Annotated in this window: 15 protein-coding genes and 2 riboswitches; of the genes, 8 read left to right on the forward strand and 7 right to left on the reverse strand. The window is 73.5% G+C overall.

What is annotated here, in order from left to right; genetic code table 11:
* Positions 1-10 precede the first annotated feature (10 nt).
* Positions 11-144: riboswitch (cobalamin riboswitch) on the forward strand.
* 40 nt (positions 145-184) lie between these two features.
* Positions 185-3,871 (forward strand): cobaltochelatase subunit CobN, encoded by a 3,687-nt coding sequence (gene cobN, locus ACF08F_RS01900; protein ID WP_392296530.1) that lies wholly within the window; start codon positions 185-187, stop codon positions 3,869-3,871.
* 210 nt (positions 3,872-4,081) lie between these two features.
* Here cobN and ACF08F_RS01905 read toward each other — a convergent pair whose 3' ends face one another.
* The gene (locus ACF08F_RS01905) at positions 4,082-4,429 is read right to left on the reverse strand and encodes a DoxX family protein (protein WP_392296531.1); all 348 of its coding nucleotides are present in this window, start codon (positions 4,427-4,429) and stop codon (positions 4,082-4,084) included.
* A 92-nt stretch (positions 4,430-4,521) separates the two neighbouring features.
* On the opposite strand from ACF08F_RS01905, the gene ACF08F_RS01910 reads away from it, so the two are divergent.
* A complete protein-coding gene (locus tag ACF08F_RS01910; protein ID WP_392296532.1) occupies positions 4,522-4,965 on the forward strand; it encodes a MarR family winged helix-turn-helix transcriptional regulator in 444 nt (147 codons plus the stop codon).
* 18 nt (positions 4,966-4,983) lie between these two features.
* On the opposite strand, the gene ACF08F_RS01915 is transcribed toward ACF08F_RS01910, so the two are convergent.
* Positions 4,984-5,970 carry a nucleoside hydrolase gene (locus ACF08F_RS01915; protein WP_392296533.1) on the reverse strand — a complete coding sequence of 329 codons (987 nt, stop codon included), beginning with the start codon at positions 5,968-5,970 and terminating at the stop codon, positions 4,984-4,986.
* Between the two features lie 184 nt (positions 5,971-6,154).
* Between ACF08F_RS01915 and ACF08F_RS01920 the strand changes: the two genes are divergently transcribed.
* Together ACF08F_RS01920 and ACF08F_RS01925 are read left to right on the forward strand one after the other, a co-directional pair.
* On the forward strand, positions 6,155-7,141 hold the full coding sequence (locus ACF08F_RS01920; protein ID WP_392296534.1) for a DUF1648 domain-containing protein: 987 nt from the start codon (positions 6,155-6,157) through the stop codon (positions 7,139-7,141).
* Between the two features lie 2 nt (positions 7,142-7,143).
* Entirely contained in the window at positions 7,144-7,500 is a 357-nt protein-coding gene (locus ACF08F_RS01925) for a GntR family transcriptional regulator (RefSeq protein ID WP_056653345.1), read from the forward strand.
* Between the two features lie 173 nt (positions 7,501-7,673).
* On the opposite strand, the gene ACF08F_RS01930 is transcribed toward ACF08F_RS01925, so the two are convergent.
* The gene (locus ACF08F_RS01930) at positions 7,674-8,321 is read right to left on the reverse strand and encodes a histidine phosphatase family protein (RefSeq protein ID WP_392296535.1); all 648 of its coding nucleotides are present in this window, start codon (positions 8,319-8,321) and stop codon (positions 7,674-7,676) included.
* 108 nt (positions 8,322-8,429) lie between these two features.
* A riboswitch (cobalamin riboswitch) is annotated at positions 8,430-8,505 on the forward strand.
* Positions 8,506-8,564: 59 nt separating this feature from the next.
* On the opposite strand from ACF08F_RS01930, the gene ACF08F_RS01935 reads away from it, so the two are divergent.
* Both ACF08F_RS01935 and ACF08F_RS01940 read left to right on the forward strand, forming a co-directional pair.
* Positions 8,565-8,792: a CbtB-domain containing protein gene (locus ACF08F_RS01935; protein WP_392296536.1), complete on the forward strand. Its 228-nt coding sequence runs from the start codon at positions 8,565-8,567 to the stop codon at positions 8,790-8,792.
* Between the two features lie 23 nt (positions 8,793-8,815).
* On the forward strand, positions 8,816-9,664 hold the full coding sequence (locus ACF08F_RS01940) for a CbtA family protein (RefSeq protein ID WP_392296537.1): 849 nt from the start codon (positions 8,816-8,818) through the stop codon (positions 9,662-9,664).
* Between the two features lie 98 nt (positions 9,665-9,762).
* Here ACF08F_RS01940 and ACF08F_RS01945 read toward each other — a convergent pair whose 3' ends face one another.
* The 4 genes from ACF08F_RS01945 to ACF08F_RS01960 all read right to left on the reverse strand — a co-directional run bounded on the left by ACF08F_RS01945 (position 9,763) and on the right by ACF08F_RS01960 (position 13,805).
* A complete protein-coding gene (locus tag ACF08F_RS01945) occupies positions 9,763-10,725 on the reverse strand; it encodes a D-2-hydroxyacid dehydrogenase family protein (RefSeq protein WP_392296538.1) in 963 nt (320 codons plus the stop codon).
* 385 nt (positions 10,726-11,110) lie between these two features.
* Positions 11,111-11,548 (reverse strand): hypothetical protein, encoded by a 438-nt coding sequence (locus ACF08F_RS01950; RefSeq protein WP_392296539.1) that lies wholly within the window; start codon positions 11,546-11,548, stop codon positions 11,111-11,113.
* A complete protein-coding gene (locus ACF08F_RS01955; RefSeq protein WP_392296540.1) occupies positions 11,545-13,005 on the reverse strand; it encodes an APC family permease in 1,461 nt (486 codons plus the stop codon). The genes ACF08F_RS01950 and ACF08F_RS01955 overlap by 4 nt, the downstream gene beginning before the upstream one ends.
* Before the next feature lie 119 nt (positions 13,006-13,124).
* A complete protein-coding gene (locus tag ACF08F_RS01960) occupies positions 13,125-13,805 on the reverse strand; it encodes a TetR/AcrR family transcriptional regulator (protein ID WP_392296541.1) in 681 nt (226 codons plus the stop codon).
* A gap of 130 nt (positions 13,806-13,935) precedes the next feature.
* On the opposite strand from ACF08F_RS01960, the gene ACF08F_RS01965 reads away from it, so the two are divergent.
* Positions 13,936-14,463 (forward strand): hypothetical protein, encoded by a 528-nt coding sequence (locus tag ACF08F_RS01965; RefSeq protein ID WP_392296542.1) that lies wholly within the window; start codon positions 13,936-13,938, stop codon positions 14,461-14,463.
* A gap of 102 nt (positions 14,464-14,565) precedes the next feature.
* On the forward strand, positions 14,566-15,078 hold the full coding sequence (locus tag ACF08F_RS01970; RefSeq protein ID WP_392296543.1) for a hypothetical protein: 513 nt from the start codon (positions 14,566-14,568) through the stop codon (positions 15,076-15,078).
* The last annotated feature ends 39 nt before the right edge of the window (positions 15,079-15,117 follow it).

Consider the following 15,117-nt stretch of genomic DNA (forward strand, 5'->3'; position numbering starts at 1 on the left):
GCCACGATCTAGGATGCAGATCGGCATGGGGTCCCAGGACCCCGGGGAGGAAGCCCGGTGAGAATCCGGCGCGGTCCCGCCACTGTGAGCCCGTACCGGCGACGGTACGGGTGAGTCAGGAACTCCCGCCGTCCACACGACCACCCGGGGCGCGGACAACCCCGAGGAAGGGCCTGCGCTCGCCATGCTTCTGCTGCTGTCGCACTCCGACACCGACCTGCTCAGCGCCCGCGCGGCGAACGCCGCCTCCGCCGGAACCGGCGGCCCGGTGGAGTACCGCTTCGCCAACCCCTCCCGGCTGCCCCTCGCCGACCTCCCCGGCCTCCTCGACGGCGTCGACCTCGTCGTCGTCCGCCTCCTGGGCGGCATCCGCTCCTGGGAGGAGGGGATCGACGCGATCCGCGCCACCGGGAAGCCGGTCGTCGTGCTCAGCGGCGAACAGGCCCCCGACGCGCAGCTGATGGAGACGTCGACCGTCCCCGTCGGCGTCGCCACCGAGGCGCACGCCTACCTCGCGCACGGCGGCCCCGCCAACCTGGAGCAGCTGGCCCGCTTCCTCTCCGACACCGTCCTCCTCACCGGCCACGGCTTCGAGGCCCCGGCCGCCGCCCCCACCTGGGGACCGCTGGAGCGCACGGCCCGACGCACGGACGGCCCGACGATCGCGGTGCTCTACTACCGCGCCCACCACATGAGCGGGAACACCGCCTTCGTCGACACCCTCTGCGCGGCCGTCGAGGACGCGGGCGCGCAGGCGCTCCCGCTGTACGTGGCGTCGCTGCGGGCCCCCGAGCCCGAGCTGCTCGACCGGCTCCGCACCGCCGACGCCATCGTCACCACCGTCCTCGCGGCGGGCGGCACCAAGCCCGCCGAGGCGCAGGCCGCCGATATGGGGATGGCGCAAGGCGCCTCGTTTGAGGGCGGTGGTGGGCGACGGGCGGGCGAGGAGGCCTGGGACGCGGGCGCGCTCGCCGCGCTCGACGTGCCGATCCTCCAGGCGCTGTGCCTGACCGGTTCGCGGGAGAACTGGGAGGAGAACGACGAGGGCCTGTCGCCGCTGGACGCGGCCAGCCAGGTCGCCGTGCCCGAGTTCGACGGCCGGCTCATCACCGTCCCGTTCTCCTTCAAGGAGATCGACGCGGACGGCCTGCCCGCGTACGTCGCGGACGCCGAGCGCGCCGCCCGCGTCGCCGGGATCGCGGTCCGTCACGCGCGCCTGCGGCACATCCCGAACGCGGAGAAGAAGCTGGCGCTGGTCCTCTCCGCGTACCCGACGAAGCACTCCCGCATCGGCAACGCGGTGGGCCTGGACACCCCGGCCTCCGCCGTGGCCCTCCTGCGCCGGCTGATCGCCGAGGGGTACGACTTCGGTCCGGCCGAGGACCTCCCGGGCCTGGTCTCCGGCGACGGCGACGAGCTGATCTACGCCCTGATCGAGGCCGGCGGCCACGACCAGGACTGGCTCACCGAGGAGCAGCTCGCCCGGAACCCCGTCCGCATCCCGGCCGCCGACTACAAGCGCTGGTACGCCGAACTCCCCGCCGAGCTGCGGTCGGACGTCGAGGAGCACTGGGGCCCGGCGCCGGGCGAGATGTTCCTGGACCGCTCCCGCAACCCGGAGGGCGACATCGTCCTCGCCGCCCTGCGGCGCGGGAACCTGCTGATCCTCATCCAGCCGCCGCGCGGCTTCGGCGAGAACCCGATCGCGATCTACCACGACCCCGATCTGCCGCCGTCCCACCACTACCTGGCCGCCTACCGCTGGATCGCCGCCCGTGCCGAGGACGGCGGCTTCGGCGCCGACGCCATGGTCCACCTGGGCAAGCACGGCAACCTGGAGTGGCTGCCCGGCAAGAACGCCGGCCTGTCCGCCGCCTGCGGTCCGGACGCGGCCCTCGGCGACATCCCGCTGGTCTACCCCTTCCTCGTCAACGACCCGGGCGAGGGCACGCAGGCCAAGCGGCGCGTGCACGCGACCCTCGTCGACCACCTGGTGCCGCCGATGGCGCGCGCCGAGTCCTACGGCGACATCGCGCGTCTGGAGCAGCTCCTCGACGAGTACGCGCAGATCTCGTCCATGGACCCGTCCAAGCTGCCCGCGATCCGCGCGCAGATCTGGACGCTGATCCAGGCGGCCAAGCTCGACCACGACCTGGGTCTGGAGCAGCGTCCGGAGGACGACGGCTTCGACGACTTCCTGCTGCACGTCGACGGCTGGCTGTGCGAGGTCAAGGACGCCCAGATCCGCGACGGTCTGCACGTCCTCGGCGGCGCGCCGGAGGGCGAGGCCCGGGTCAACCTGGTCCTCTCGATCCTCCGTGCCCGCCAGATCTGGGGCGGTACGCAGGCCCTCCTCGGCCTGCGCGAGGCCCTGGGTCTCGACGAGTCGGCCGCGACCCGGACGACCGCCGACGAGGCGGAGGCGAAGGCGCGCGAGCTGGTCGAGGCGATGGAGGCCGCGGGCTGGTCGGTGGACGCGGTCCCGACGGTGGCGGACGGCCACGGCCCCGAGGTGGCGGCCGTCCTCCGCTTCGCCTGCGAGCAGGTCGTGCCGCGCCTGGCCGCGACGACCGACGAGCTGAGCCACGCCGTGCACGCCCTGAACGGCGGCTTCGTCCCGGCGGGCCCGTCCGGCTCGCCGCTGCGCGGTCTGGTCAACGTCCTGCCGACGGGCCGCAACTTCTACTCGGTCGACCCGAAGGCCGTGCCGTCCCGCCTCGCGTGGGAGACGGGCCAGGCCCTCGCCGACTCGCTCCTGGAGCGCTACCGCACGGACAACGGCGAGTGGCCGACCTCCGTCGGGCTTTCCCTCTGGGGCACGAGCGCGATGCGGACCGCCGGCGACGACGTGGCCGAGGCGCTGGCCCTGCTCGGTGTCCGCCCGCTGTGGGACGACGCCTCGCGCCGCGTGAACGGCCTGGAGCCGATCCCGCTCGCCGAGCTCGGCCGCCCCCGTGTGGACGTCACGCTCCGCATCTCCGGCTTCTTCCGCGACGCGTTCCCGCACGTCATCGGGCTCCTCGACGATGCCGTACGGCTGGTCGCGGGCCTGGACGAGCCGGCCGAGGACAACTACGTCCGGGCGCACGCGCAGGCCGACCTGGCCGAGCACGGCGACGAGCGCCGCGCCACGACCCGTATCTTCGGCTCCCGCCCCGGCACGTACGGCGCGGGCATCCTCCAGCTGATCGACAGCCGAGACTGGCGCACGGACGCCGACCTCGCGGAGGTCTACACGGTCTGGGGCGGCTACGCCTACGGCCGTGGCCTCGAAGGCCGTCCGGCCCGCGCCGAGATGGAGACCGCGTACAAGCGGATCGCGGTCGCGGCGAAGAACACGGACACCCGCGAGCACGACATCGCGGACTCCGACGACTACTTCCAGTACCACGGCGGCATGGTGGCGACCGTCCGCGCGCTGAAGGGCACGGCCCCCGAGGCGTACATCGGCGACTCCACCCGCCCGGAGACGGTCCGCACCCGCACGCTGGTCGAGGAGACCTCCCGGGTCTTCCGGGCCCGTGTGGTCAATCCGCGCTGGATCGAGGCGATGCGCCGCCACGGCTACAAGGGCGCGTTCGAGCTGGCGGCGACGGTCGACTACCTCTTCGGCTACGACGCCACGACGGGCGTGGTCGCCGACTGGATGTACGACAAGCTCACCCAGGAGTACGTCCTGGACGCGGAGAACCAGGCCTTCCTGAAGGAGGCCAACCCCTGGGCCCTGCACGGCATCGCGGAGCGCCTCCTCGAAGCCGAGTCCCGCGGCATGTGGGAGAAGCCGGACCCGGAGACCCTGGCCGCCCTGCGCCAGGTCTTCCTGGAGACGGAGGGCGACCTCGAGGGCGAGGGCACCGACGAGGAGGCGTAGGCCTCCTCAGGAGGGGAGCAACCCTTCTCTCGGAGGGGGGAGCAACCCTTGTCTCCGAGGGGGAGCGACCTTTTCTCCGGAAGGGAGCAACCGTTCGCCGGAACGGAGCGTCCCTTCCCAAGTCCGCGTGGTCTCCGAAGGCCTCGCTCACCGCACGGGGGTCGGTGGGCGGGGCCTTCGGCGTGCCCGGACACATTCGGGCCGTCCGCGTCAGGCGGAGGCGAGGCGCAGGGAAAGGGCCGCCGCCGATATCAGGGTGAGGACGACCGCCGGGGCCATCTCGTAGTCCTTCGCGCGGACGTGGGTGATCACGGCGCCCGCGAAGTAGAGCGTGACGCCGACCGCCGCCGCCACGCCGAGCGGCGCCACGGCGAGGCCCGCGAGGAGGCCGAGCGCGCCCGCCGCCTTCGCCGCGCCGAGCCACGGCAGCCAGGACTCGGGCACGCCGACCTTGGTCATGTTGCCCGTGACCTGCGGGTTCCGGGTGAAGGTCAGGAAGGCCGAGGCGGAGAGGGCCAAGGCGAGCAGCACGGCGACCACGGCGTAGCCGATGAACATGGGGGAGCTCCAATGATGAGAGGCAAGCAATCGTTGAACGGTATCAACGATTTATCTGGCTCCACAATAGGGCCGCTGTTACCGTGGACGGCATGGCAGCTCACCCGACCGATCGCCTCGGCTTCCTCCTCTCCTTCCGGGGGGAGCTCACCGGTGCGCGCATCCGCGCCGCCCTGGGTGTCGTGGGGCTGCACCCGCGCAACGCGATGACGTTGATGCAGCTCGCCCCCGGGGCCATGAGTCAGCGGGAACTGGCCGCCGTGATGGAGGTCGACCCGAGTCAACTCGTGGCGATCCTCAATGAGTTGGAGTCCGAAGGACTGGCCGAGCGGCGCCGCGACCCCGCCGACCGGCGGCGGCACATCGTGGAGATCACGCCCGCCGGCGCCGAGGCCCTGGAGCGGGTCGACTCGGCGGTGAGCGCGGCGGAGCGCGAGCTGTTCGGGGATCTCAGCGCCGCCGAACAGGCCGTCCTGCGCGGCCTGTTGGACCGGGTCGTCGTGGACCCGGCCGACCACGACTGCGGCGCCGGCTGAGGCACGCCGGACGAGCGGTCAGGGCGAGCCCAGGACCCTGACCGCCTCCACGACCAGGTCCCAGAAGCCGTCGGCGTCGACCTCCATCCCCACCTCCGCGTTCGGCGGCAGGCCCGTCACCCCGTCCAGGTCGACGACCGTCGCGCCGCGCGTCCACGTCCCCGTCAGCTCCACCCGCACCGCCGCCCGCACCAGGCTGACCAGCGACGGGTCGATGAGGTGCGCCACGGTCAGCGGGTCGTGCAGCGGCGGTGCGTCGAAGCCGTACACCTCGCGGTAGGTCGACGCGAAGAAGGTGAGCAGCTCCACGCAGAGCCGGCTCAGCGGGGTGCCGAGCGCCGTGAGCCGTCCGAGGACCTCGGGGGTCGCCCGTACCTGATGGGTGGCGTTGAGCCCGAACATCGTCACCGGCACTCCGCAGCCGAACACGATGTCCGCCGCCTCCGGGTCGCAGAGGACGTTGAACTCGGCCGCGGGCGTGGTGTTCCCGCGCTCCGCCGAGCCGCCCATCAGCACGATCCGCTCGATGCGGTCCGTCAGTCGCGGGTACGCGAGGAGCAGCGTCGCGATGTTCGTCAGCGGGCCCGTCGGGACGAGGGTGACGGGCGCGGGGTGGCCGGTCAGCGTCTCCCGGAGGAGCGTCAGCGCGTCCCGCGGGTCCTGCGGGACGGCCGGCTCACCGTGGCCGAAGCCCGCTCCCCGGCCGGTGTCCCAGGTGTCCCAGCTCGGGCCGTCCAGCCCCGAGCGGCCGTGGATGTGCTCGGCGACGAGCGCGCCCTGCGGCCGGGCGTGCAGCGGTCCCGCCGCGCCCGCCGCGATCGGCACGCCCCGGATCCCGGCGGCCTCGCACACCCGGCGGGCGTTGAGGGTGGTCTTCTCCAGCGTCTGGTTGCCCGCGACGGTGGTGATCGCGAGCAGGTCGACGGAGGGGTGGGCGGCGGCCAGCAGGATGTTGAAGGCGTCGTCGTGACCGGGATCGCAGTCGAGGATCACGGGTACGGGCATGTTTCCACCGTCCCACAGGGAGCGGGCCGTGCCTACTTGTTCCGCGCCGCCCGTGTCGCCCGCGCCGGGGCACCGCCGCCGCGTCGACGTGCCCGGGGCCGGGCTCGGCGAGCGGCCGCCGGTTCGCCGAGATCCCTCCCGTAGTTCCTGTTGTTCTACTAGAGTGCAAACAATGGAGGTTTTCATGAACCGTGCCGTGACCCGTCTCCGCGCGCTCGCCGCGCTCCCCTTCGTCCTCGCCCTCGCCGTCCACCTGCTGCTCTTCGCCCGCTGGCGCGACGAGCTGCCCGCCGAACTCGCCACCCACTTCTCCGTCTCGGGAGAGGCCGACGACTGGACCGGCCGGACCGGCTACGTCCTCGTCAGCACGGCCCTGTTCCTCGTCCTGGCGGCCGGCTGGACCGCGTTCGTACGGCGCCGGTACCTGTGGGCGGCCTGGGCCACCGCGGGCTTCGCCGGCGGCCTGCTCGCCCAGCTCCTCCGCGCCAACCGCGTCGACGAGTTCGAGGTGGTGCTCTTCTCCCCCGGCATGGACCTCGGGGTGGCCCTGGCGGTCGCCGTCGTGGCCGGCGCCGTCGGCTGGGCCCTCGCTTCGCTCGTCCCCGAGGAGCCGCCGGCCCCCGGCCCGGCGGACGGCCAGGCGGCGGACGGCTCGGCGGCGGACGGCGCGGCATCCGACCGCCCCCGGCTCCCCCTCGCCTCCGGCGAGGCCGCCCGCTGGTCCAAGGACACCGGCTCCCGGACGCTGACCGTCCTCTCGGTGCTCGCCCTCGCCGCCGCACCCGTCACCCTCACCGTCGCCACCTGGCCCGACGCCCTGATCGGCCTGCTCGGCCTCGCCGTCGGCGTGCCGGGGCTCGCTCTCGCCCGGGTCCGGGTCACCGTCGACCGGCACGGCCTCACCGTCCGGTCCGCCCTCGTCGCCCGCCCCCGCGTCCGGGTCCCGCTCGACGGCGTCGAGGGCGCGGACGTCCGCGAGATCGACGCCGTCGCGGACTTCGGCGGCTGGGGCTACCGGGTCCGGGCCCACCGCACCGGCGTGGTGCTGAACTCCGGCGAGGCCCTCGTCGTGCGGCGGGACGGCGGCCGCGAGTTCGCGGTGACCGTGCCCGACGCGCGCACCGCCGCCGCCCTCCTGAACACGCTGGCCGAACGGCATGGGAAGGTCTGACCGTGCTCTTCCGCGTCGACCCGGCCTCCTCCGTCCCCCTCGGCGACCAGATCGCCGCCTGCGTCCGCGGGGCGCTCGCCGACGGCTCCGCCGAGCCGGGCGAACGCCTCCCGGCCGCCCGGGAGCTCGCCGACTCCCTGGGCGTCAACGTCCACACCGTCCTCCGCGGCTACCAGCGGCTCCGCGAGGAGGGCCTCATCGAACTCCGCCGGGGCCGCGGCGCCGTCATCGTCCCCGGCGTCGCCGCCCCCGACCGCGCCCGGCTGGTCTCCCGGCTGCGCGAGGCGGCGGCGGAGGCCCGCGAACTGGGTCTGACAGAGGCGGAGTTCCTGGAACTCGCCCGCACCAGCCTCGGCTGACCGGCACTTCGGCCCCGTACGGAGCCGAGCCGGGCCCGGCCGACCGCCGCCTCCGCTCCGCACCGAACCGACGCCGGCAAGCGCTGACCGGCCGCCTTCCGCCCCGTACGGCCTCGGCTGAGCGCCGCCTCCGGCTCCGTACCGAGCCGACACCAGCAGCGCCGACCGCCGCCTCAGCTCCGTACGGCGCCGATGCCGACGTTCCAGCGGCTCGCGCGGCCCGTGAGCTCGACCGACGACAGGGGGCGCACGTCCAGGCGCCAGAAGGCGGCCTCCGGCGCGCCGAGGGCGTGTGCGACCGCCGCGCGGATCACGTCGGGCTCGGCGACGGCCCACACCGTGCCCGGCTCCAGCGTCCCCAGCCAGTCGGCGACCCGGGCGCGCAGCGCCCGGAGGGACTCGCCGCCGTGCGGGGCCGCGTCCGGGTCCGAGAGCCAGGCCGCCACCGACTCCGGCTCCCCGGCCGCGAGTTCGTCCAGGCTCCGGCCCCGCCACCGGCCCATCGCGCACCCGGCGAGCGCCGCCACCTCCTCGGCCCCCGTCAGGCCGAGGAGTTCGGCCGTGGCCCGGCAGCGCGGGGACGGCGAGGCGAGCACCCGGACCGAGCGCCCGAGGCACACCCGCTCGGCACGCGCCGGCTCCAGGGCGGAGCCGTCGTCGAAGCGGGCCTCCCGCTGGGCCGCGCTCATCGCCGGGGCGACGAGGACGAGCCGTACGGTCCGCTCGGGCGGGGAGGCGGGCGGGGAGGCGGGCGGGGAGGCGGGCGGGGAGGCGGGCGGATGCGCGGGCGGAGGCGAAGATGCGGACGGGGGCGTGTTCACGGGTGATACATCCCTCAGTGGTCGGTCGTCCGCCCGTACGCCCTTGGCGCGGTCCGGCGGGCGCGGTACGGTCACGGCGACAATTCCAGAGACCGACGACGGCGACACGGAAGTCCGGTGCAAATCCGGCACGGTCGCGCCACTGTGAGCCGGCCCGGCACCCCCGGGACACGGCGAGTCAGACCCGACGACCGTCGTCGCGCACCACCGTACTGGGACGCGAGTTCCCGAGGAGGTACCGCCATGGCCGAGGCCGTCGCCCCGTCCGTCACCCCCGCCATCCCTGTCGTGCCGCCGGTTTCCCTGCCGGTCCGCACCGTGCTGCCCTGGGCCCTGTTCGCCGGGCTCCTGGCGCTGGTCGCGCTCTACTTCGTCGGCGCCGAGCAGGGCGCCCTCTCCGTCTTCGCGGGGAGCGACGTCCACGAGTGGGTCCACGACGGCCGTCATCTGCTCGGCTTCCCCTGCCACTGATCGCGGCGGAGGAGCTCACGCACATGGACAGCAACAGCAACAGCAGCAGTAACAACACCAGCAGTAACGCCAGTACCTCTTCCTCCACCGTGAGGGGACTGCTGGTCCGCGGCATGCTCGCGGGACTGATCGCCGGACTGTTCGCCTTCGCCGTCGCGTACGTCGTCGGTGAGCCGTCCGTCGACGCCTCGATCGCCGTCGAGGAGGCCGCGGCGGCCGCCGAGCACGCGGGTCACGGGGTGGCCGCGGGTGCGGAGCCGGAGGAGGAGGAACTCGTCAGCCGGGGCGTGCAGTCCACGGTCGGCCTGGCCACCGGCGTCCTCGTCTACGGCGTCGCGCTCGGCGGCATCGCCTCCCTCGCGTTCGCGTTCGTCCTCGGGCGGGTCGGCCGGTTCACGCCGAGGGCGACCGCCGCGCTCGTCGCGGCCGCCGCCTTCACGACCGTCTACCTGGTGCCGTTCCTGAAGTACCCGGCGACCCCGCCGGCCGTCGGCAACCCGGACACCATCGGGAAGCGCACCACGCTGTTCTTCCTGATGATCCTGCTGAGCGTGCTGCTCGGCGTCGCCGCGGTCGTCGTCGGCCGCCGGCTCGCCCCGCGCCTCGGGAACTGGAACGCGACCCTCGTCGCCGGGGCCGGCTTCGCCGTCGCCGTCGCGGTGGCCTGCGCGTTCCTGCCGGGCAACGGCGACGCGGTGCAGGCCGGCTTCCCGGCGGCCGTGCTGTGGGAGTTCCGGCTGGCCACCCTCGGGATCCAGGCGGTCCTGTGGGCGGTCTTCGCGGTCGCCTTCGGCTCCCTGGCGCAGCGGCTCCTCACCCCGGAGCCCGTCCGCGACCCGGCCGCGACGAGGACCCCGCTCCCGGTGTCCTGAGCATCCGGCACCGGGGGCTTCGCCTTCCCCGGTGCCCGGGGCTTCGCCCTCCCCGGCACCGGGGAGGGGGCTTCGCCCGGCCCGGATCCGGCCTCCGCTCAGGCCAGTTCGCGCACCGGGGCGCCCGCCAGGTACGCCTCGATGTCCTCGACCGCCTGCCCGAAGTAGCGCGCGTAATTGCCCTCCGTCACGTATCCCAGGTGGGGGAGGGCCAGGACGTTCGGCAGGGTCCGCAGGGGGTCGTCGGACGGCAGCGGCTCGGTCTCGAAGACGTCGAGCCCGGCCCCCGCGATCCACCCCTCGCGGAGCGCGCGCAGCAGCGCCCCGCCGTCGACCAGCCCCGCACGCGAGGTGTTGACGAGGTACGCGGTCGGGCGCATCGCCCGCAGTTCGGTCTCCCCGATCAGGCCCCGGGTGCGGTCGGAGAGCACCAGGTGCAGGGAGACGAAGTCGCTGCTCCCGAGCAGCTCCCGCCGGTCCTTCGCGCGCCGTACGCCGTGCTCGGCGGCCCGCTCCTCGGTCAGGTTCGGGCTCCAGGCGAGGACGTCCATGCCGAAGGCGAGGCCGATCCGGGCGACGCGGCCGCCGATCTTGCCGAGGCCGACGAGGCCCAGGGTCCGGCCGGCCAGGTCGGCGCCGACGGTGGACTGCCACGGCCCGCCCTCGCGCAGCGCCTGCGCCTCGGTCCGCACGTGCCGGGCGAGGCCCAGGAGGAGGGCCCAGGTCAGTTCGGTGGGCGGCTCGGAGCTGCTGGCGGTGCCGCAGACGGTGATTCCCCGGGCGCGGGCGGCGGCGACGTCGACGGAGGCGTTCCGCAGGCCGGAGGTGACGATCAGCCGGAGCCGGGGGAGCCGGTCGAGGAGCGCGGCGTCGACGGGGGTCCGCTCGCGCATGACGACGAGGATCTCGCAGTCCTCGACGGCCGCGACGAGCGCGTCCCGGTCGGTGAGGTGCTCGCGCAGCGCGCGGACCTCGACCCGCCCCGCGAGGGGGCTCCAGTCGGCGGAGGAGAGGGCGACACCCTGGTAGTCGTCGAGTACGGCGCAGCGCGGCAGAGTCATGACCTCATGATCGCGGATCCGGTCGTACCCCGGGCCGGTACGAGCGCCGCACCGGCGAGCAGACCGGCCCGAGCGGCCGGGCACGGGCCCGGGCTCGTGGTCCGGACGCCCGGGCACGCTGTCCGGCTCTGGCCCGGGCTCGTGGTCCGGACGGTCGGGCACGCGGCTCGGCCCGGGCTTGGGCACGCGGTCCGGCTCTGGCCCGGGCTCGTGGTCCGGACGGTCGGGCACGCGGCTCGGCCCGGGCTCGGGCACGCGGTCCGGCTCTGGCCCGGGCTCGTGGACCGGGTGGTCCGGCACACGGCCCGGGGTGTCGGGGCCGTGTGCCCGGTCGTGGTCGGGGGCGGGGTCGTCGCCGGGGGGCCGGGGAGTCACGCCCCGCCCCTCAGCGGCGGACCGTGTCGTCGGTGTCGAGGTCGTCCAGGGAGTCCTCGAAGTCGTCGATCTCGTCGGGGCAGTAGACCTGGAGGACGATCCGCTCGACCTCGACGGCCTTGGTGTCGGTGATGACGGGCCGCATCCCGGGGCCGGCGGCCCCGTTGGCCTGCTGGATCTTCCACAGCGCCGTCTTCAGGGCGCTGCCCGGGTCCTCGCAGACCGCGCCGCCGTCGGTGCCGAGGAGCCGCTCGATGGTGTCGGTGTCGGGGGAGGGGTAGCCCGCCTTCGTCAGCTCCTGCTGGAGCTGGTTCGCCTTGGAAAGCGTCTCGTTGTTCCGCTTCACGGCCGTGTACTTGACGAGGCCGGTGATGAGGAGGCCGACGAGGATGACGATCGCGCCCCAGTAGATCCACTTGTGCTCGGAGGCGAAGCGGGTGGGGCTCATGACCGGTCTCCCTCGCTCGGAGCGGCGTCGGCGGTGCGCCAGCTCGGCTTACGGAACTTCAGGAAGGCCCACGGGATGATGAAGCCCAGGATGACCAGGCCGCCGCCGACGATGGCGACGTACGACCAGACGCTGCCGCTGCCGAACTGGGAGCTGGGGACGAAGCCGATGCACAGCGCGGCGAGCGAGGCGAGCAGGCCGACGACGCACAGGACGCCCAGCGCGGGTGCCCGGTAGCCGCGGGGGTGGTCGGGCTGGGTCTTCCGCAGCCGGATCGCCGCGGCGAACATCAGCAGGTAGACGATCAGGTACACCTGTGTGGTGATGACCGAGAAGATCCAGTAGACGCTGGAGACGTTCGGGATCAGCGCGTACCCCAGGGCGATGATCGTGGTCACGACGCCCTGGGTGACCAGGATGTTCTGCTGGATGCCGAACTTGTTCAGCTTCTGCAGGAACGGCGGCAGGTAGCCCTCCTGGCGGGAGATCTCAAGGAGGCCCTTGGACGGTCCGGCCAGCCAGGTCAGCATGCCGCCGAGGGAGGCCGAGATCAGTGCGACGGCGGCGATCGGGGTGAGCCAGCCGATGCCGAAGTAGGAGAAGAAGGCGTCGAACGCCTGCATCACGCCGGCCGTGAGACTGAGCTGGTCGGCGGGGACGACCCAGCTGATGGCCAGCGCGGGCAGGATGAAGATCAGCAGCACCAGGCCCATCGCCAGGAACATCGACTTCGGGTACTCCTTCGCCGGGTCCTTCAGCGAGGAGACGTGCACCGCGTTCATCTCCATGCCGGAGTACGACAGGAAGTTGTTGACGATCAGCACGAGGCTCGCCAGCCCGGTCCACTGGGGGAGCAGGTGCGAGGCGGTCATCGGGGCGGCCGAGGGGTTGCCCTGGCCGAGGAAGACCATGCCGAGGACGACGAGCAGGGTGCCGGGGATGAGGGTGCCGATGATCAGGCCCCAGCTGGCCAGGCCGGCCAGTGCCTTCGTACCGCGCGAGGAGACCCACACGCCGGTCCAGTAGAGGACCACGATGACGATCGCGGTGTACGGGCCGCTGGAGGCGAGGGCCGGATCGATGATGTACGCGATGGTGGAGGCGACGAACCCGAGCAGGCTCGGATAGTAGAAGATCGTCATCGCGAACTGGCACCACACGGCGAGGAATCCGAGCGGCTTCGACAGCCCTTCCGAGACCCAGCGGTACACGCCGCCGTTCCAGCCGGAGGCGAGCTCCGCCGAGACCAGGGCGGTCGGCAGCAGGAACACGATCGCCGGGACGAGATAGAGGAAGACGCAGGCCAGCCCGTACACGGCCATGGTCGGCGCGGCCCGCAGACTCGCCACCGACGCGGTGGTCATCAGGGCGAGGGTGACCCACGTGAGGGTGGTGGGCGCGGGCCGTGTCGCCGCCCGCGGCCTGGGGACGTCGGCTGGGGTGTCGATACTGCTCAAGGGGCCCTCCCGGCGTGTGGAACGATCAGTTCAGGCTCGAACGGCCTCTGATCGTCGGCAACCGGGCGCGTCCGTTCGGGGGACGGACGCCTTCGTTCCCCCGCGGCGCGGTGCGTCGGCTACCCCTGCGGACCCAGGTGGCGCTCCAGCCCGTCGAGCAGCGCGGCGAGGCCGAACGCGAAGGTGTCGTCGGGGGCTTCGGCGTAGTCGGCGGAGTCCAGGGCGTCGATACGGCTCCGCAGCCGGGGGAACCGGCCGGCGATCTCGGCGGCCTCCTTCATGGTGGCGGCGAACACCTCCTCGGGGTCGCCGCCCTCGCGCTCGATGCGGCGGGTCAGCGAGGCCGTGGCGGCGGCGGGGGCGGCGTTGCCGAGGACGTACGTGAAGACGGCGGCGGCCGCCCGGTCGGCGGCGGGTCCGACGAAGCCGGCGGCCTCGTAGACCGCGAGGTTGTGGTCGTCGTGGCGGGCCTTGCCCTCCCCGTGGAAGAGGTGGGTCGCGAAGGCCTGCACGAGCCAGGGGTGGCGGGCGAACATCGCGTACAGGTCCTCGGCCATGGCGACGGCGGCCGTGCGCCAGTCGACGGTGTCGAGGTCGGGCAGCCGGACCTCGTCCCAGACCTGGTCGCCGGCGAGCGTGAGGAGGACGTCCTTGTTCTTGACGTGCCAGTAGACGGCGGTGGCGGCGGAGTTCAGGCGCTGGCCGAGGCTGCGCATGTTGAGACCTTCGAGGCCGTCCGTGTCGAGGAGCTCGACGGCGGTCCTGACGATCTGTTCGCGGGTGAGCGTGGAGCGGGGCATGGCCTCACGATAGGTCACGGCCCTCGGGATTGCACAAAGTTCAAGAGCCCACTTGCACATAGTTCAAGTGGGCTCTACAGTTCTCGACATCGCCACTTGAACTAAGTGCAAGTCACCAGGGAGACCTTCCGTGAACACCCTCACCGTCCTCGCCGCCGCCGCCCAGATCCTCGTCGCCGCCGCCTTCGTCAGCATCCCGGTCCTCCGCCACCGCTTCGGCGCCGTCGCCAAGGCCGCCGCCGTCGCCGAGCTGCGCCGCCAGGACGTCCGCCCGGAGGTCCTGGAGGAGAACCGGCTCCGCTTCGACGCGAGCGGCCACGAGTGGTGGGCGCCCGGCGCCTTCGCCGCCGGCTCGCTCGCCGCCGCCGTCCTCAACCTCGCAGGCAGCCCCTGGGGCACCACCCTGACCTGGGTCTTCTCCTCGATCGCCTTCCTCGCCAACATCGCGATCCTGCAGAGCCAGCTCGGCGCGGTGTCCTCCGTCCGGGCCGCGTTCAGGCGCAAGGGCGACCCGGAGCTCCTGCGGGTCGACGTCCCCGCCTTCCTCACGGCCGCCGAGGGCGCCTTCCCCGCCTGGACCCGCGTCCTCCAGAACGTCCGCCACACCGTGGTCTTCGCCGGCTCCGCCCTGGCCCTGACCTTCGCGGCCCTGGTCTGACGGCCCGCGAACGAACCGCCCCTCGCGCCCCGCCAGCCCCGCGCGTCCGCCCTGCCTGTCTGCCCGCCCCGCCCGCCCCGCCGCCTCCGCAAGGACACCGAAGTGACCCTCGTCGCCATCCTCCAGCTCCTGCTCGCCGCCCCCTTCTTCGCCATCCCCGTCACCGTCTGGTTCCGCGGCGGCGCGGCCCAGGAGGCCGCCGAGGCGGAAGCGCGCCGCCAGGGCCACGCCCCGGAGGTCCTCGCCCGGCACGGCATCGCCTTCCGCGAGAAGCGCTGGGAGTTCGCCTTCGCGCTCTCGATCGCCGTGACCCTCACCGCGCTCGGCCTTCTGAACCTCGCCGGGAGCCCCACGGGCCGACTGCTCTCCTGGATCGTCGAGCCGCTCGTCCTGCTCGTCGTCGGCTTCATCACCGCCGGCCAGGTCTTCGCCACCGCCTACACCCGCGCCGCCTTCGCCCGCTCTGCCGACCCCGCCGTCCGTACGATCGACGCACCGGCCCTGATCGGCGCGGCGAACTCCGCCTTCCCCGGCTGGCTCCGCGCCCTGGTCCACGTCCGGTTCGTCCTCGCCACCCTCGGCTCGGCGCTGGCGCTGGTACTCCTCGCGCTGTGAGCCCGTCAGGACGTACGGAACGCCCGGCCCGTACGAAAC

Source organism: Streptomyces sp. NPDC015130 (genome assembly GCF_043080005.1).
Lineage (GTDB): Bacteria > Actinomycetota > Actinomycetes > Streptomycetales > Streptomycetaceae > Streptomyces.